The organism is Alteromonas sp. I10 (assembly GCF_003201515.1).
Lineage (GTDB): Bacteria > Pseudomonadota > Gammaproteobacteria > Enterobacterales > Alteromonadaceae > Alteromonas > Alteromonas macleodii.
Genome location: NZ_QJJN01000005.1, coordinates 183219 through 199815 on the forward strand (window position 1 = coordinate 183219; position 16597 = coordinate 199815).

17 protein-coding genes are annotated in these 16597 nt (G+C 44.9%); 5 read left to right on the plus strand and 12 right to left on the minus strand.

Annotated features, from left to right (window positions below; translation table 11 throughout):
* Positions 1–15: 15 nt before the first annotated feature.
* The 4 genes from BZA03_RS11820 to arfB form a co-directional block, all read right to left on the minus strand.
* Entirely contained in the window at positions 16–1035 is a 1020-nt protein-coding gene (locus BZA03_RS11820) for an outer membrane beta-barrel protein (RefSeq protein WP_110288885.1), read from the minus strand.
* A 249-nt stretch (positions 1036–1284) separates the two neighbouring features.
* Positions 1285–2286 carry a hypothetical protein gene (locus BZA03_RS11825; protein WP_110288886.1) on the minus strand — a complete coding sequence of 334 codons (1002 nt, stop codon included), beginning with the start codon at positions 2284–2286 and terminating at the stop codon, positions 1285–1287.
* A gap of 123 nt (positions 2287–2409) precedes the next feature.
* Positions 2410–3087 carry a hypothetical protein gene (locus BZA03_RS11830; RefSeq protein WP_039229119.1) on the minus strand — a complete coding sequence of 226 codons (678 nt, stop codon included), beginning with the start codon at positions 3085–3087 and terminating at the stop codon, positions 2410–2412.
* 126 nt (positions 3088–3213) lie between these two features.
* Positions 3214–3630: an alternative ribosome rescue aminoacyl-tRNA hydrolase ArfB gene (arfB, locus tag BZA03_RS11835; protein ID WP_110288887.1), complete on the minus strand. Its 417-nt coding sequence runs from the start codon at positions 3628–3630 to the stop codon at positions 3214–3216.
* A 146-nt stretch (positions 3631–3776) separates the two neighbouring features.
* On the opposite strand from arfB, the gene BZA03_RS11840 reads away from it, so the two are divergent.
* Complete coding sequence (locus BZA03_RS11840) at positions 3777–4706, plus strand: alpha/beta fold hydrolase (RefSeq protein ID WP_110288888.1); 930 nt, start codon at positions 3777–3779, stop codon at positions 4704–4706.
* 9 nt (positions 4707–4715) lie between these two features.
* Here the strand turns inward: BZA03_RS11840 and BZA03_RS11845 are convergent, their stop codons facing one another.
* The 4 genes from BZA03_RS11845 to BZA03_RS11860 all read right to left on the minus strand — a co-directional run bounded on the left by BZA03_RS11845 (position 4716) and on the right by BZA03_RS11860 (position 6641).
* Positions 4716–5150 carry a hypothetical protein gene (locus BZA03_RS11845; RefSeq protein WP_101566306.1) on the minus strand — a complete coding sequence of 145 codons (435 nt, stop codon included), beginning with the start codon at positions 5148–5150 and terminating at the stop codon, positions 4716–4718.
* A 73-nt stretch (positions 5151–5223) separates the two neighbouring features.
* On the minus strand, positions 5224–5670 hold the full coding sequence (locus BZA03_RS11850; protein ID WP_110288889.1) for a hypothetical protein: 447 nt from the start codon (positions 5668–5670) through the stop codon (positions 5224–5226).
* Between the two features lie 130 nt (positions 5671–5800).
* Positions 5801–6364, minus strand: a complete 564-nt coding sequence (locus BZA03_RS11855) for a CBS domain-containing protein (RefSeq protein ID WP_014951189.1) — start codon at positions 6362–6364, stop codon at positions 5801–5803.
* Positions 6365–6407: 43 nt separating this feature from the next.
* Positions 6408–6641 carry a hypothetical protein gene (locus tag BZA03_RS11860; protein ID WP_014977718.1) on the minus strand — a complete coding sequence of 78 codons (234 nt, stop codon included), beginning with the start codon at positions 6639–6641 and terminating at the stop codon, positions 6408–6410.
* 460 nt (positions 6642–7101) lie between these two features.
* Here BZA03_RS11860 and BZA03_RS11865 point away from each other — a divergent pair, with 460 nt between their 5' ends.
* Both BZA03_RS11865 and BZA03_RS11870 read left to right on the plus strand, forming a co-directional pair.
* Complete coding sequence (locus BZA03_RS11865) at positions 7102–7629, plus strand: cytochrome b (protein WP_110288890.1); 528 nt, start codon at positions 7102–7104, stop codon at positions 7627–7629.
* Between the two features lie 22 nt (positions 7630–7651).
* Positions 7652–8218 carry a YceI family protein gene (locus tag BZA03_RS11870; RefSeq protein WP_014951192.1) on the plus strand — a complete coding sequence of 189 codons (567 nt, stop codon included), beginning with the start codon at positions 7652–7654 and terminating at the stop codon, positions 8216–8218.
* A gap of 76 nt (positions 8219–8294) precedes the next feature.
* Here the strand turns inward: BZA03_RS11870 and BZA03_RS11875 are convergent, their stop codons facing one another.
* The gene (locus BZA03_RS11875) at positions 8295–9587 is read right to left on the minus strand and encodes an NAD(P)/FAD-dependent oxidoreductase (RefSeq protein WP_014951193.1); all 1293 of its coding nucleotides are present in this window, start codon (positions 9585–9587) and stop codon (positions 8295–8297) included.
* Between the two features lie 185 nt (positions 9588–9772).
* Positions 9773–11842, minus strand: a complete 2070-nt coding sequence (locus BZA03_RS11880) for a TonB-dependent receptor (RefSeq protein WP_110288891.1) — start codon at positions 11840–11842, stop codon at positions 9773–9775.
* Positions 11843–12160: 318 nt separating this feature from the next.
* On the opposite strand from BZA03_RS11880, the gene BZA03_RS11885 reads away from it, so the two are divergent.
* Positions 12161–12604, plus strand: a complete 444-nt coding sequence (locus BZA03_RS11885; RefSeq protein WP_014951195.1) for a DUF2721 domain-containing protein — start codon at positions 12161–12163, stop codon at positions 12602–12604.
* A 194-nt stretch (positions 12605–12798) separates the two neighbouring features.
* Here BZA03_RS11885 and BZA03_RS11890 read toward each other — a convergent pair whose 3' ends face one another.
* Positions 12799–13809, minus strand: a complete 1011-nt coding sequence (locus BZA03_RS11890) for a 5'-methylthioadenosine/S-adenosylhomocysteine nucleosidase (protein ID WP_110288892.1) — start codon at positions 13807–13809, stop codon at positions 12799–12801.
* Positions 13810–14123: 314 nt separating this feature from the next.
* On the opposite strand from BZA03_RS11890, the gene BZA03_RS11895 reads away from it, so the two are divergent.
* Complete coding sequence (locus BZA03_RS11895) at positions 14124–15008, plus strand: LysR family transcriptional regulator (protein WP_014951197.1); 885 nt, start codon at positions 14124–14126, stop codon at positions 15006–15008.
* A 127-nt stretch (positions 15009–15135) separates the two neighbouring features.
* Here BZA03_RS11895 and BZA03_RS11900 read toward each other — a convergent pair whose 3' ends face one another.
* A complete protein-coding gene (locus BZA03_RS11900; RefSeq protein ID WP_110288949.1) occupies positions 15136–16494 on the minus strand; it encodes an OmpP1/FadL family transporter in 1359 nt (452 codons plus the stop codon).
* Between the last annotated feature and the right edge of the window lie 103 nt (positions 16495–16597).

Genomic DNA, 16597 nt, shown 5'->3' on the forward strand with positions numbered 1-16597 from the left:
TTATATTAACGCCCACTAAAAATGAACGTTAATGCCTAACTCAGCAATGGTTTCTTGATAATTAGCGCCATCGACACTAGAAGCAAAGTCTCCATATTGCGTAGACAGTTTAATATCAATATTGTTGTGAATGGCGTAATCGGCACTCATCTCAACAACGTGTCTGTCGTCTTCCCTGCCTATACCTCCATCTTGTTCTGAGGCGTAATCTCTTACATCTAATTGATAGGCAACCGTAAGCTTCAAGGGTTTACTAAATACCGCTAGAGGATAGGTGTACGCTAGATCCATTCCAATGCCGGTGTAATCGAACACATTATTTTGGGCAACTTCATTTTGATACTTAAGTGCGATTTGGAAGAAGTCTTCCCCTTCGAAGAAGTAAAATAGGTCACTGCGCACAGCAGCTGCTTCACTATCTCGAATTGGCGCACCTTCAGGCGTGTTCTCGAATTGTTTATCGATAAGGTCGCTACTAACACGCAAGTAAGTGCGCTGCCCCAACAATTTTCCGACTGATAATCCAGATTGTTGATAGGTGAGGAAGTCACGCCCGTCTAGCTCAGCGCTAGCGTGATAGTAGTGCGCTCCTAGTTTGGCGAAGTCAAACGCATAGCTGGTGCTAGCGGACAGTGTGGTAAGGCCAAGATCGAACTCGCTTAGCGTTTGATAGTTGGTATTCGCCTGACTTACCGACAGTACATTTTCCCATTTCGCTGTGGGCTTCACCAGCACCTTTAGCTGAGCTTCTGACTGTACTGCGCCGTCGGCCACATCTGAATTCGTATCGAGCTCGCTAACGCTCACATTGCTATCAGAGCGGTACCCTAAATAGCCAGACCCTGAGAATGAAATCGTTTGGTGTTTTGCGTTCGTATGATTCGCATCTTCATCATTGTGCGAGTGACTGCCAGAGTCCGCATATGCAGCGCTACTACTGAGTAGAACAGCTGCAACGGACAGCGATAGGCGTTTGCGGCCGCCACGAATAAGGTTGTTTGTTGTTGATGAGTGTTGAAGTATTTGCGTATTCATTGTTGTTACCTACCACAGAGAAAGTGAAACTTTGCGATTTCTTTTTTGATGGAGAGACGTGAGATTTGACTTGAGGTGCTCGCTTTAAGGAATGCACGATAGCGAGGCAATGTGTTCGCACCTGCAGCCTAGACCTTAAATAGCGGCTTGCCTTTCTATTTAGACAAGCCGCACTCAGACTTTAAGGTGGCTATTTAACGTGCTAGCTCAAGGTTGCTCTACGCCCACCTAGTGGTTTAGGCCTTTATATTAAAGACCAAGCGCACCTGAAATACTTGAAGCTACGTTGTCGTTTACAGTGCTTGTTACGGCGCTTTCAACCGAACTTTCCACGGTATTATTTACGGTGCTTGCTACGGTGCTATCCACCGTATTTGCTACCGTGCCTTCTACCGTATTTGCGACTGTTGCTGACACAGTTTGCTCGACTGTATTTGAAACTGCGCCATCTACAGAGCTATCCACTGTACTTGCTACCGTGCCTTCTACCGTGCCCTCTACCGTATTTCCTACCGTGTCAGTAATCGTTCCTTCAACAGCGGTGCCAACCGTTCCGGTTACAGAGCTGGTCACTGAGCTTGCTACGGTGCTGGCTGCTGTATTGGCTACGCCGCCGTTTACCGCACTTTCGATGGTGCCTGCAGCCGTGCTGTCAGCCGTGTTCGATAAGGTACTGCCTGCTGCTGTTTCTGCAGTATTGTTTAGTGCACCACTTACACTGCCAGTTAGTGAACCTCCTGCGGTATTTTCCGCGCCATTGTTTGCTAGTGAACCGATTTGGTTCAATGCCAAGCTTGGCGCTGTCTGCGCTGTACTTTCTGCTTCACTCTCCGCTCCATCGACTTGTTCTGCATTTCCAGACGCTGATGACAGTACAGATAATGACCCAGACACACTACTTGTCAGTGCGCTTGCCACTGGCGAAGTTATCGAGTTCGCCATATCTGATGTTGCAGAAACTTGACTCACTCCCTGATCGGCAGATAGATCGTTGCTTGTTTGGTTTGCTGATAATTGTTCATCGGCTGAGCTCTCGGTGGAGATTTGGCTCTGCGTAGATGCTTCGCCTTCGGCAGAAGTCTGCGTATTAACCTGATTTGCAGACTGTGTAGTTGCACCGCTTGTTAGTGAAAGCGATGCAGAAGTCGACGCATTAGCTGATGTGTTAGCAGAGAACGTGGCTTCTTGAGCAAAGGCCGACGTTGATGCGATACCTAACGCTAGTGCAATTGCAGTGTTTAACTTTTTCATCCGGTTATCTCCGTTTTTCATAAAGGACACTGAGATAACGATTAGAGAAAAGTTTTTATTCCGCACTGAGTTTGATTTTTTTAAAAAAATTAAAAAAGCCCTGTAAAAACAGGGCTTTTCGAACTATTTTTCTGAAGCAGTCATGCTCTTTTCCCACCAGGGAAGTGAAAAATCTATATTATCTGGGTCGTAAGTTTTGGCATATTTCATTTTAACTGAACTCCAAAACGCAGCTTTGAAAGCAGGGTCGTAAATAACAAACTCACCCTTTTCGCGATACTGTTCAAACAGTTTTTGATAAGCTCCTACCGGTGTTAACGGGTTATCCTGTTGAAAAACCACATCTCCGCCGTACGCTTCGTAAAGGGCTTTCGATACTTTCCAGCTTTTTGCCATGCCTTCCGCCATTGCCAAACGGTAACGCTCTAGCTCTTCATCTTGATAGGCGCCATCGCTGTCCAAATCAACGGTCCATAATTTTATTACAGAATACGCAGATTGAATTTCGCTTTCATTTGGCTCTATCGCATTTTTATCGGCAAAATCTGAAAGAACAGACTCGGTAATTTTATTACCAAGTGCACGCTGAGCTAAAATAGCTCGTACTTCTTTCTCAGACTTGTCAGTTAAAATAGACTGAAAACGGTCAACATCAGCCTGTGAGGGCTGTAGTTCAGTATTAGAAATAGATTTGTTGAACAAACGAGCAATAATCTCGTTTGCGGCTTGCGGTGTATTAATCCCAAGCGAAACCACTATGGCTGCAAATAGCACCATAGGAATAACGTTCGAACGCGTCACTTTGTATGCTTCCCTAAGTTCCAATAATTAGCATAAGCACAAGACACATTCATTTATTATTGTAAGAATTTTCCGTTGTCTTGCGAAATGACATCTATAAGGCTTTATACTTTAGATTAGTTTTGTTTAAAATTCCACTTTCTTACGCATAGATTTTTTAGCACCTTGTTGTTTTTTTACATCTACACGACGTGCTTTTGCCGCACAGCTCACCTTTGTTTTTATGCGCGGTTTTTGTTCAATTGTCGCAGCCTTTATCCACGCAACAAGTCGCGCTAGCGCATCTTCTCTGTTTTGTTCTTGCGTTCGATAATTTTGCGCTTTAAGCACAAAAACACCCTCGTTGGTTACGCGACTATCTTTAAGCTGAAGTAGCTTTTCTTTCAGCTTTTCAGGCAGCGATGATCCATTTATGTCGAAGCGTAAATGTATGGCGCTACTTACTTTGTTCACATTCTGCCCACCGCTACCTTGTGCTCGAATAGCTTGCAATTCAGCTTCGCTTTCATCTATCGCGATAGAAGGGGTTATTATTAATTCCATCTCAAATCCTAATACGTCATGGCGTAACCACGTTAACGTTGCAGCACTAGCGGCCCTGCATCTATAAGTCACTATCACTACTGCTTACTTGACCATTTTTGCGTTAACCGATAGGTTGTTTTTTATCCTTATTTTGGACATAAAACATGATCATCGCATTGCTCATTATTATTTGTATCTTTGTAGCGCTTATTTGGTTTACCGCCAAAATGGACAGCAATATCGAAGCTTCATTCACACCATCAGGAAAACTTACGCCTGTTGATGGTGGAATTATTCACTGGCAAAAGCAAGGAAACGGTCCGACGCTTGTGCTGATTCATGGTTTACTTGGCAATAGTAACAATTTTAGCGAATTAGCAAAAACCCTCGCTTCCCGCTACACGGTCTATACCGTTGATCGTCCAGGCAGCGGATTTTCGAGCCGCTACAAAAACACATCCGCCAGCTTCGAGCAGCAAAGTAAAATGATACTCGAGTGGATGCAAAAAGAGGGAATAGGTAGTGCGAGCATCGCTGGGCATTCAATGGGAGGAGGAATTGCACTGAGGATGGCAATCGATGCACCTGACAAAATAAAATCGGTTTCGCTTCTATGTCCGTTAACTACACCACTAAAAGGTGGTGCCGGGCCTCTTTCGGTGCTTTACATACCCAATGAATGGGTACGCAGCAGTGTTGCAAAAACCATTGCCAGTCCACTGCGTGCAAAGTTAGGTAGAAAACAAGTCGCACAAATTTTTCACCCCGAACCTGTCCCCCCGTCCTTTTCAACTGAAGGCGGTGGTTTATTAGCGCTTCACTCTCGAAGCTTTTATGAAGGTAGCAGAGATACAGTATCTGCGCAGGGCAGTCTGCACCGTCAGCAAACTCGTTATGAAGAGATTCAATGCCCTGTTGGAGTATTGTATGGTGAAAAAGATACTATCTTGAGGCCCGATGAGCACATCAGCGCGGTAACAAAGGCAATAGGAAGTGCGGTACACAAAATTATTTCTGGCGCTGGCCACATGATCCCCGTTACTCAGGTGCAAGCGTGCGCCGACTTTATAATATCGATTGACGAAAGCGCTTAAGTAAGTGACTTAGTGAAGCCTTGCACCTGCCTTTTCAACGTGATCTTTATGAGAAAACTCAACAACGGCGAGTGTGCGCTCTCGACCACAAGTCGACTGCTTCAGTTTGCGAAGCTGATCGGCGACTCTCTCAATGCCGTCATACGCTTTGCACATTTCAAAAGGGGTCGCGCCCAGCGTTATATTGTAACTGCTAAACCACGCCTTCATTTGCTCACTGTCCCCATCTGACAATGAAATGAGTAAATGATACATACGAATAAAAGCGAGTTGCTTTCTGTACTCTGATGTGCCACTCTCAAACCCAAGTAGCGTAGTCTGCGCCAAAGAAGATGGAGAAATACCCAATATTTCAGAAGCTTGCTTGATATTTAAACCGAGTTCCTGGTATGCCCAAGTGAAGGCTTTCGTAACAACGCTGGTAGGAAATAGTGATCTATTCATAATATCGCCTCGTTTCATCGAACAATGTTATACAGATGTTATGAAACGTTGCGAAATGCGTACCAAGTTTTATCTACAGCTTCATTGCTACTTTCTCACGATGCAAATCGATGCCATCTTTATCGACGGAAAACCCTTTTGAAGACAACCAATCAACAGCATCTTCTATGGAATCCACAAAAATATAATCAATATTGGTATCGCGATACACGCGTTTAAGTTGCGCCTGCGTGGTTGTTCGAACGCTTGACTCTCCCATCACTAATGCCACATGAGTGAGGCCTATGGGATTTACCGAAGCCACACGTTCGTGAAGCAGCGCTTCAGCATCAGGAATGAGTAGTGATTCGCCAACGACACTAACAATATCGCACCAAGCTTTCCCATGTAAGCACTCGGAAAGCGTGCGATACTCACTGGCAAAGCTATTTACACACTCTCTGTTCCACGGCCCATAAGCTCGCGTTAGCACCGCATCACCACAGCGTGTAATAATAAATTCGCCATGAGCATACTGCATATAACCACCTAACTACTTCGATAAAATATTAAGCTAGCAAATACCGTTAAGGCGATATATGCCTTTGACTACGTGTTGTTTTGAAACAACACGTAGTCAAAGTATGGTTCAGTATTGAGAAAATTGAAAATTAAGCGGCAAGAATGTTGATAAGCTCAGCAAACGTAGGGCGGCCCTGTATATCAAGCGGCAAACGCAGCTCTCTAGCAATGTCACTTACGCTGATTACGCCACGAATTTCATGGCTGTCTCTGTCCATGACAAGGCAATGGTGCTGCCCGTAGTCTTTGAGTGTTTCTATCACGTCGCCCACTGATGAACGTATTAGCTCACTGAAATCGAACGACATGAGCGAGGTTTTAGGACGCATGAAATCATGAACAGTGAGCTCTTCTCGCTTAATCTTAAGCTCGCTCACACGCTGAATGATTTGCTGTTCACCGACATCGTGACTGGTCACAATACCAATGAAACGGTTCTCACTGTTTACCACCAGCATCATACGAACATGAGACTGACGCATAATCGACTCTATTTTCGTCGCTGGAGTTCGAGCATCAATAACGTGTGGTAAGTGCTGCTTAAAGTCAGTGAAGACCGCCATAGCAGATGATTTTACAGTAATGGTGTTTTCAACAACCGGCCATGCCAATGTATCGATAGCTTCGGTTTTATATAGATTTAAGGCGTGCATACCTTTCTCCTAATCAAAAATAAAAAATTCAGTTTTTTAATGATTAAGTGAAAGAAGGTGGCCCTCGAATGATGTTATCGCGCTGCCTAGTAAAGGCTTTTGCATCAATCGTTTTACCAGCCGAAAACCGGTATTTTTCCAAGCCGCTGGTGATGTCGACAAACGAAATGCCATCATCAATGTCGTCATCAGATACTTCAAAAGCGGAGCTTTCCCATTCGCTAATGAGGGTTGAGAGCGTATTTGCACTGTTCGACTGCCCCGCAATATTTTGCACACTTCTTCCCTCTCCCAATACGGAGACGGATACTAGTGATGAAAATAACGCTGGCAGAATAACGGCCAACAAAACGTACGAAACGCGCAAAGCGTACAACCTCTACTGAACTAAACAACATTGAAGCAAAGCAGCCACTTTTGTTACTGCCTATTTAAACTATAAGAGTATTTAGCGCGTTTAATAGAGGTGTTTAGCGCATTTTATCGACCATTAAACGACGCATCTTCGAAAACTAATCGTGTCGCGACTCAGGTTTGGTGGGTTGTTTGCTGTACATTCGTTCTAAAAACAAGAACGAACACTCCCATTAAATGTGATGTTTAGCCAACGTAATTAGAAATACACTAGATTCAATTGATGCATGAGGTGTTTTTTCAGCGGTCATCTAGCGGTTGAGATAACGCATTAACTGAAGGTCTAAACAACCTGATTGCAAGTAAGTAATAACGGGAGTGATATGAAACCAAGATGGTCCAGACCTATAGTTATTTTGCATTGGATATCTGCCATTGCCATTGTCGGCATGTTTGCTTCAGGGCTGTGGATGGTCGACCTCACATATTACAGCGACTGGTATAAGACGGCACCGCATTGGCACAAGAGTGTTGGATTAATTTTGCTTGCCATCACTGTTATTCGCTTAGTCACGCGCGTTGTTACTTCACGGCCGCCGTCACATGGCACCCCGTTAGAAAAAAGGTTAAGTCGCATAGGTCATGGGCTTCTGTACACCTTGATTATCATGCTATTCGCGAGCGGCTATTTAATTTCAACGGCCGATGGAAGAAGCATCGACGTATTTAATTGGTTTTCTGTACCTGCAATGGGCGAGTTCTTTGAAAATCAAGAAGACATTGCAGGAGAGGCCCATTTTTATATTGCGTGGTCAGTGATTGTATTGGCAATCATTCACGCGCTGGCTGCACTGAAACACCAATTTATTAGTAACGATGACACACTGAAGCAGATGTTACGGCTTCGATGATATTGAGGAAAAAGGAGAAATGATGAAGAAGTTAACACTTGCCTTGGCCGCTGCGCTGTCTTTAAGCACCGCTAACGCCGCAGATTATGTGATTGATAGCAAAGGCGCCCACGCGTCTATCAACTTTAAAATTCAACACTTGGGCTACTCGTGGCTTACTGGTCGCTTCAACGATTTTAAAGGTACTTTTAGTTACGACGACGCAGCACCTAGTGCAGCAAAAATTATGGTGACTATCGATACCGACAGTATCGACTCAAACCACGCAGAGCGTGACAAGCACCTTAAGAGCGACGATTTCTTAAACGTTGACGACTTTCCAGAGGCGAAGTTTGTCAGCACAAAAATTGTCGATAAAGGCAATGGCATGATGGATGTAATGGGTGACTTCACGCTTCATGGTGTAACAAAGCCTATTACAATTGAAGCCAAAAAGATTGGCGAAGGCAAAGACCCATGGGGCGGCTATCGTGCAGGCTTTATGGGCACAACGACGATTGCACTTAAAGATTATGGCATCGACTATGATTTAGGCCCAGCGTCGCAAACGGTAGAATTAGAGCTTCACGTTGAAGGCGTGAAACAATAGCTATTTACATGTAGTCCCAGCGAACTAAATTTATGATTTAAGAAAGCCCCAAACATGGGGCTTTTTTTACATGTGGTTAGTGAAGCTTCAGCTTAGGGCTGATGGCCTGACTTAACTTCTTCACAAGGAGCTTTAGAGCACCTTTAATTTTTCCGTGTACTGCAAACTGGTGCATATTATACAAAGAAACGTAAACCAACTTAGCTAGACGCCCTTCAATGAACATACTGCTGTTTGACAGTGATCCCATTAAGCTTCCAACAGTGCTGTATTTACTTAAGTGAACCAAGGATCCATAGTCCTTGTAAGTAAAATCTTTCGTGTCTTTTTGATTAAATAACGACGTTATATTATGCGCAACAATATCCGCCATTTGGTGGGCAGACTGCGCTCGAGGCGGCACCCACTTCCCATTTTCCTGCTGGAAACCGCAGCAATCGCCTAGCACCCAAATATTCTTATGAGATGAACTGCGAAGCTGCTTATCAACAAGAATTTGATTGGCTCTGTTCGTTTCAAAAAGCGCAAGCTTTGTTATGAAGTCCGGTGCTTTCACCCCCGCAGCCCACACCATTAAATCAGCGTCAATCCGACCACCGTCTTTTGTGATCAGCCCTTTCGCGTCGGCTTCTGCCACCATAGTTTGCTCTTTAATGTCTACGCCCAACTTATGCAGCGCTTTTCTTGCAGAGTTTGCTATACGCTCAGGTAGCGCAGGCAATATACGCTCTCCCGCTTCTACGATCGTAATCTTAAGACGAGAAGCTGACATGTCTGGCATTCCGTACGCCTTGGACAAATTCGCCACATGGTGAAGTTGAGCGGCTAGCTCAGTACCTGTTGCTCCTGCCCCGACAATAGCGACATCAATTCTGGCGTCTTTATCTTCTTGCTGATTGATGCGGATTAGCTGATTAAGAAGCGCTCTGTGAAAACGTTCAGCTTGCTTTAACGAGTCAAGAAAGTAGCAATGCTCAGCAACGCCAGGTGTGCCAAAGTCGTTACTTACGCTGCCAACCGCCAGCACTAACTGGTCATAATGAATCTCGCGTTCAGGTAAAACCTGAGTCCCTTCTTCGTCAATTAAAGGCGACAAGGTTATGGTTTGCGCTTGCGCGTTAAGCGAGCACATTTCACCTAATTGAAAGCGGTAGTGGTGAGCTGCAGCGTGGATGGCGTAGTCCACACCGTCTGAATGCTTATCAATTACACCGGCGGCCACTTCGTGTAATAGCGGCTTCCAGATATGGGTTCGACTGCGGTCGACGAGGGTAATTTCGGCTTGTTTCTTTCTCCCGAGGGTGCGGCTTAAGCGACTGGCTAATTCAAGACCACCAGCACCGCCACCAACAATTACTATTTTTTGCATGGGTATACCTATTAACAATCATTCCACGTATGTCGCCTGACCTTTCCAAGCGCTATACATGGCGTGACTGAGACCCATGCTGATGCCTACAGACTACGCCTGATGCCGCTGGGGTACAAGCAAATCACGGCAATAGTCTGTATTTTCAAGATTAATAATTATCTATTACGGCTGCTTATTTGAAGCTATAACGTGAACGATGCCGTTATCATGAAGTTTCGAGGCCGCCCAGGAAAATATCGAGGGCCTGTGAAGCTAGTAAAGTCTGCGCGTTCAGCGTAGTCCGTATCAAATACGTTGTTAACCCGCGCATACAATGTAACGTCTTCGTTCACGCTGTAGCGTACACGCGCATGTACCAAGTCATGCCCCTCGTACTCGTTGAGATTTTCAGCGTCGGTGAAATAGCTCGAAACATGCTGCCACTCTAGCTGCGTTTGTACCTTGCTCGACATCTCAAAGCTTAAACGAGCGTTAAACTGAAGCTTTGGCGCAGTATCAATATCATTACCTTTAATGTCTTGTTCACCTGAGAGCTGACTGTGCTCGTAGGTATGCCTTGCGTATGTACCAGCAAAATCTAAGCGCAGTACATCGCTTAACGGTTGGTCAAAAGTAAGCTCTACGCCTCTATGCCACGTTTCGCCGTTGCTTACGTTGAAAAAGTCGCTGTCGCGGTAAATCACATTATCTTTTTGTAGGCTGTAAAGGCTAAGCGTATAGCTGCCGTCAAATAGTGTACCTGTAACGCCCATCTCGATATTATCGGCCGTTACCGAGTCAAGATCAGTAACAGTTTGTGCACGCTGCAAACGATACAGCTCTGTTGCCTGAGGCGCGCGATAGCCTCTTGCGATGCCGCCAAATAACTGGGTTTGAGGGTTAAGTTGATAACGAAGTGAAAGCTTCGGACTAAAGTTATCAAAATCATTTTCGCTGTCTGCTGGTCTGGAATATCTGCAGCCGCCAAAACCGCACTGCGTGCCATCCTCGCGAACACGACCAACATTCATATTGTTGGTGTAGTCGTATTGCATAGACTCAAAGCGCCCGCCGACAGAAATAGCCCAACGCTCAGCTTGCCAATTGAAGGTAAAGAAAGGCGCAAATAGCGTGGCATCTACATCATAATTATAGTGCTTTCCTACAGGAATGGTTTCAACCAAAAAGGCAGACCCTTCTGTGGCGCTGTCTTGTGACTGGGTTAATTCACCTTCTGTGTATTCTACGTCTAATCCTATATCTGCACTTAGGCTGTCATTAATGACGTAATTGAACTGAGACAGCACACCAACGCCTTTTTGGGCATTCGTTTCAAGGGGTTTGCCTGGAAGAAAATGCATTCTAAAACGCATGTCCTGGTTGCGTAAGTAAGGTGTAATCGACAGTGCATGACCACCGCTAAAGCTCGTATCGAACTTGCTCCATAGCCTAAAACTTTCTGCTTTTCGAAAGGCTTCGGGGTTTGGGTTGCTTTTGGCTATTTGTGTATTTTTGTAGCTTTCAAACCCTTCGATGTAGCCGGCAGTTTCTTGGTCTAAATGGGTATAGGTAAGGCCGCTCGTGATAACCGAGCTATCCCACTCTAGCCTGTGGCGAAGCGAGACTTTCTCTTGGTCAACGCCCTCTTCATTTCGATATCCTGTATCTCTGGTAACACTGGCGGCGATACCCACGCCACTGTGACCAAAGTCTTTCCCTTCTTTAAGCTTTACGCGATGAAACCCATAAGACCCGTAATCAACGCTAAGCTCTCCGTCGCCTTGGGTTGTGTCAGGGGTAATCACATTAATCACACCATGTATCGCATTAGAGCCATAAAGCGCTGACGCAGGGCCTTTTATCACGTCAATACGCTGTGCAATTTCACCGTGTGCTTCAAACAGCTCATTAATATTGCAAAAACCTGCTGCGCGCAACGCAATACCGTCTTCTGCTGCTAAAATTCCGCCGCACGCGCCAGCGCCGGTTAACACTGGCGAACGAAGGGCAGGTAAATACTCTTGCCCATTGCCTCGCTGTACGCCGGCACCCGCAATGTAATTCAGCGACTCTTGGATATGTTGAAATGAAAGCAGCGAAAGCGTTTCTTCTGAAATAGACGACACTGCATAACCGGAAGCATTCATATTTCCCTGTATACGAGAAGACGTGGTCTCAATTCTTTCTATTTCATTGGTTTGTTGAGCGATGGCTGCATGCGATAGCAGAGACACAGCTAGCAACGACAGAGGAAAGCTTGGGGCAAAGCGCATTATCTATCCTTATGATGACAAAATGTTTTTTTTAGCAACTGATGCTAGTGTATCGTTAATTTAGGCAAGAATGGGTTAAAACTCGCTAAACTGTTGCGGCATTTTGACAATTACGTCATATCTCTGATTTAAGCGTTGGCGTAGACTTTGCAGTTCGCAGACTTTACTGTCACAACACAAGTCTTAGTTTTATACACTATTTCTAATTTACGTGTATCTAACGCGTATAGACTGGCAGTACGTTAGTAGATTGCAGCAATGGGTTAACCACTCTTTGCCTGAAGTAAGAACACCAAACTTTGTTCGCTGGAGGAACCATTGGACACACTTATTCCTAGTCTTTCACAGCTTATCGAATTCGCTGTTGCCCCCGTATTTTTACTTACCGGTATTGCGGGCTTCCTCAATGTTATGTCGTCTCGGCTGGGCCGAATATCCGACAGGGTGAGGGTGGCAGAAAGACAGATTCATACCCTTTCAGACCCGCATATTGTCGATCGCTCAAAGAAAGAAATTAAGGTGCTATGGCGCAGGGTAAAAGTGATTAACTGGGCGATTGGGCTGTGTGTCGCCGCTGGACTAATGGTGTGTACCGTCATTATGGCGCTGTTTTCTGGGTCGCTATGGGTTGTCGATTTAAAAACACCAGTCATCGTATTGTTCATACTGGCTATGATGTTTCTAATCAGTGCGCTCATTGTTTTTCTGGTTGAAGTAAAACTTGCGACAAATACCATAAATATGGTCAGAACCATTCGTTAGCCACGTATCGACAACGGCTTACTCGCTGGCGTTCAATTGATCCCATCAGCGACACACCAAAAAGGCGGATAGCGCGTAATGTTTACCTTCTCTATCCGCCTACTTATTTTTAGGCTGTCGCGATTGTCTTAGTTTTGAAACTAACATTCATATGCAAAGAAGCAACGTTGTCTCAATGTTTGCCATACTATCGACTACTCGTCCTCAGCGAGTGTATCTAATACAGAAAACAGAACGTTAGCGCCAATTCGCGACACTTCTTGGTCGTACTTGTTCTCTACGTTAACGCCTTCTTGACCGCCAGCCAAATCACTAATAGCTCGAACAATAATCCAGTCAACGTCGTTAACGGTACATACTTGACCTATTGCGGCTGACTCCATCTCAGTTACTTCGGCATTGAACACGTCTCTTGTCCACTTTCGATACTCGCGATTGTCCATAAAGACAGACCCGGTAATACCATTTCCGCCTACAAAGAGCTCGGCATCCCGCTCTCCAAGCACGCGCTGCGTTGGCATAGTGCTCATTGCTTGTTTCGCCGCAGTTAAAAGACGCGGTGTCGCGCTGAAATAGGCGGTGTCTTGTGGTTTATCCATCCCCTCTTTCACAATAAGCACTTCGTCAGGATGAATGAAGTGAAAGGGCTTATATTTTGGTGTGTGAGGATCTTTAGCGCGGCGTTCATCTTGCTCTTCAATGAACTTTGCATAATATTCAGGCAGTATGTATTCCCCCGGAGCATTCGGATCTTCATTGGTGTACACACTCTCATCATGGTAGTACCAACGCGCCGGAACAATGACGTCACCCGGTCGCCATTTTGGGTTAACCGCTCCCGCAATCCCCATGTAAACCACTTGCTTAACCGGAAAGTAATCCAACGCCATCTGCATAGTCATAGCAGCGTTTGCAATGCTCATTCCAGTAGCGAATATTAATATTGGCTCGTCGTGATAGATACCTAGGCGATACGTAACGCCTTTGATGGTTGTGGTTGTGTGAATGGATGCATTGGGATCTTGCTCAATACGATTAAGGATACCCTGCATTTCGGGAGCGTAGGCTACGGTAACAGCAGTAAACGCAGGCTGTGAGAACGCGGCGGGCCCGTATGAAGAGGCATCGGACGTTTTAGTTGAAGTACAACCGCCCATCCACGAGGTGGAGAGCAGAACAATAATCATCAAAGTAAACTGTTTCATTCGTGATTCTCAGCTGCATAGTTAGTGAATAATTAAACTAGCACTTTAATCGGGCAAAGAAACGCTGGATTTCAATAATTTACCATTTAAAAACATAAAGAAAACATCTTTAAAACAAGGCGAGCTCCAAAATTACTTTTAGCTACAAATGCGAAGAGAATGCATAACTTTCCAATGTAAGCATTGCGTAAAGACCTGCTTCAAAAGCGTTCATCAACGTTAAAATACGGTAGAATTCGACTATTTCCGTCGTTAATTTGCTACAAATGAACAGTCAAAATACTGCGGCCAATAAAAAGGATTAACTAAGCGCCATGAATACTAAATTACTTCGCTCTCTTCAGGTTTTTGTTGCAGTAACAGATAGCGGTAGCATGAGTGTAGCTGCGAGAGAGCTGCACATGACTGTCTCTGCTATTAGTCAGCAGTTAAGAAAGCTAGAACACGATATCGGCCTTAGCCTTTTTAACCGAAATACCCGAAGCTTGAGCCTAACGGAAGCAGGGCGCATCTATTACGAAACCAGTAAGCAAATGCTGCAAACCGCAGAACTTGCCCAGCAAAAAATTGAAAGTCTGCAGGATGATCCCACAGGTAAAATAAACATCATCGCGCCGGAGGGTTTTGGCGGAGGACTGTTAAGCGAGCCACTGAAAAAGCTTTGTGAAGAATTTCCTAAAATAACTATTTCTTTAACCGTAACTGACGAGCCTAAAGACATTATTGCTTCTAGTGCCGATCTTGTTCTTTGCTTCGCCCCAGTCTCAGATACAAATTTCAGCAGTTTGGTACTCGCGACCTGGAAGCGCATTTTATGTGTCTCTGCAGACCATCCACTTGCAAACGAAACTCTGACTTCACCTGAAGCGCTTAACGCGCATACATACATTGCTCACAGACATATTGAAGAATACGTCATGAAGCACGAAAGCGAAGGCGAGTATGAATTGGATACACAACGCATTGATGTCAACTCAATGCAGACGTTGATTAAGCTTACCCAAGATAGTGTTGGCTATGCGGTTCTTCCCGAACCAGAAGTGAGACATCTATTGAAGTCTGGTGAAATGAAGCAGCTCTTCACTGACTGGGAGTTACCAGATTATACGGTTTATGCGGTCACACCGAAAAGGGAGCTAATGCCTGCAAAAATCGGCGCAGCAATTACATGTCTTCAAGATTTATTTGCGCAAATTTAGTCGTTAAACAGCGCACAAGAACCCCATCGCACATAAAAAATGCGACGTTATACCAGTGTGCAAAGGTCATTACCAAAAAGGCAGCGTAAATACGCTGCCTTTCTTATTTGACTTGGCTTCTTAGAAATTAGAAGCGAGTGTTCATTTGAACACTTAGAATGTGCGCAGTAGCTGACTGTGTGCCAGAGAAGTTAGTAGTAAAGTCAGTACCAGGAAGAACATTGCTTAGAATCGTTCTATCTTTGTCGATATTCGCTTCACGGCCATCAATGAATACGTAAGCCACGTCAATTGATGTATCTTCGCTAACCGTGTAAGTCATACCACCAGAGAACCAATGACGATCTGTATCTGGGATACTAAGTGAGCGGTTTTCTACCGATACCACACCGTCATCATAAGCATAGCCAGCACGAAGGGTAATTTCATCGTTTAGGATGTAAGTTACACCAAGCGCTGCACGCCATGAGTCGTCGAAATTCTCTTCTTTAATTAGGAAATCGATGCCGTCTTCTAGGTTAGCTTCAAGCTTCTCAAACGTACTCCAGTCAGTGAAAGTAACACTTGCTTGTACAGACCACTGATTGTCAATTTTTTGATCAATCGCTAGCTCTGTAATCGCAGCAAGGTTCAAATCTAGACTACCAGGCTGGTTTAAGTTGATAGGAAACACTGGCGTCTCTGAAGATACCGCGCCTTCTAGTTCTAGTTTCGTTTCTGCACGGTATGAAAGCGCAACATTAGTCATATCAGTTGGTTGCCAGAAAATACCGGCGTTCCAACCATAGCCCCAATCGTCACCTTCCATGCTAAACAGTGAATTGCCAGGAGTAAGCGTAGGCAATGTAATACCTAATGCTTCTGCTGTTGCCGCTAGGCCTGCAACAGTGCCCGCTAGCGTGTTTGATACACCAGAACCAATTTCAGCTTCAGCGTAAGTGATGTTTAAACCAAAACCTACCATAAGCTGCTTATTTACTTTATAAGATACAGCAGGGTTTAGGGTTACCGTTTTTACTTCAGCTGTGTCAGCAAAATGCAGCGCACCAAAATCATCAGAGTAATCTGAACGAAGACCGTAGGTTGTGAATACACCTACACCAGCAGATAGCTTTTCATTAATTGGGCTTACATAAAAGAATCCTGGAACAAAAGCAGTATCTGCAATGTTGTCTTCTGCTGCTGGCCTAGGTTGGCCAACTGGGGCTTCGCCTAACGCATAGCTAACATCACCATCGATATCTACGTTCGGATCGATAAAGCTTACTGATGCACTGAACTCAGCTTCTTTAAATACACCAATCGCTGCAGGGTTAGTTGCTAAAATGGAGGCATTCTCTGGCTTAGCTGCTTGACCAGCCATGGCACGGCCTAGACCGTTTGCACTGTGTTCATTAACTTGGAAACCAGCTGCCAGCGCAGAAGAAGAGGCTAAGGTAGCAAGCGCTAAGCAAACTGAGGCACGTAAAGAAAACTGTTGCTTCATAAGATACTCATTGTAAAAGGGGAAAATTGCATCGGGCATTCTACGGATCTGAGTACTTTTGTTCAATGCAAGTAAACGCCATTTACGCACTTTTATCGCATTT

Bases quoted from the DNA above. Each gene is read 5' to 3' on its own strand.
- arfB (WP_110288887.1), bottom strand. From the start codon at position 3,630: ATGGAATTAATAATAACCCCTTCTATCGCGATAGATGAAAGCGAAGCT.
- BZA03_RS11895 (WP_014951197.1), top strand. From the start codon at position 14,124: ATGAATACTAAATTACTTCGCTCTCTTCAGGTTTTTGTTGCAGTAACA.
- BZA03_RS11825 (WP_110288886.1), bottom strand. From the start codon at position 2,286: ATGAAAAAGTTAAACACTGCAATTGCACTAGCGTTAGGTATCGCATCA.
- BZA03_RS11840 (WP_110288888.1), top strand. From the start codon at position 3,777: ATGATCATCGCATTGCTCATTATTATTTGTATCTTTGTAGCGCTTATT.
- BZA03_RS11890 (WP_110288892.1), bottom strand. From the start codon at position 13,809: ATGAAACAGTTTACTTTGATGATTATTGTTCTGCTCTCCACCTCGTGG.
- BZA03_RS11865 (WP_110288890.1), top strand. From the start codon at position 7,102: ATGAAACCAAGATGGTCCAGACCTATAGTTATTTTGCATTGGATATCT.
- BZA03_RS11870 (WP_014951192.1), top strand. From the start codon at position 7,652: ATGAAGAAGTTAACACTTGCCTTGGCCGCTGCGCTGTCTTTAAGCACC.
- BZA03_RS11875 (WP_014951193.1), bottom strand. From the start codon at position 9,587: ATGCAAAAAATAGTAATTGTTGGTGGCGGTGCTGGTGGTCTTGAATTA.
- BZA03_RS11900 (WP_110288949.1), bottom strand. From the start codon at position 16,494: ATGAAGCAACAGTTTTCTTTACGTGCCTCAGTTTGCTTAGCGCTTGCT.
- BZA03_RS11880 (WP_110288891.1), bottom strand. From the start codon at position 11,842: ATGCGCTTTGCCCCAAGCTTTCCTCTGTCGTTGCTAGCTGTGTCTCTG.
- BZA03_RS11850 (WP_110288889.1), bottom strand. From the start codon at position 5,670: ATGCAGTATGCTCATGGCGAATTTATTATTACACGCTGTGGTGATGCG.
- BZA03_RS11845 (WP_101566306.1), bottom strand. From the start codon at position 5,150: ATGAATAGATCACTATTTCCTACCAGCGTTGTTACGAAAGCCTTCACT.
- BZA03_RS11855 (WP_014951189.1), bottom strand. From the start codon at position 6,364: ATGCACGCCTTAAATCTATATAAAACCGAAGCTATCGATACATTGGCA.
- BZA03_RS11820 (WP_110288885.1), bottom strand. From the start codon at position 1,035: ATGAATACGCAAATACTTCAACACTCATCAACAACAAACAACCTTATT.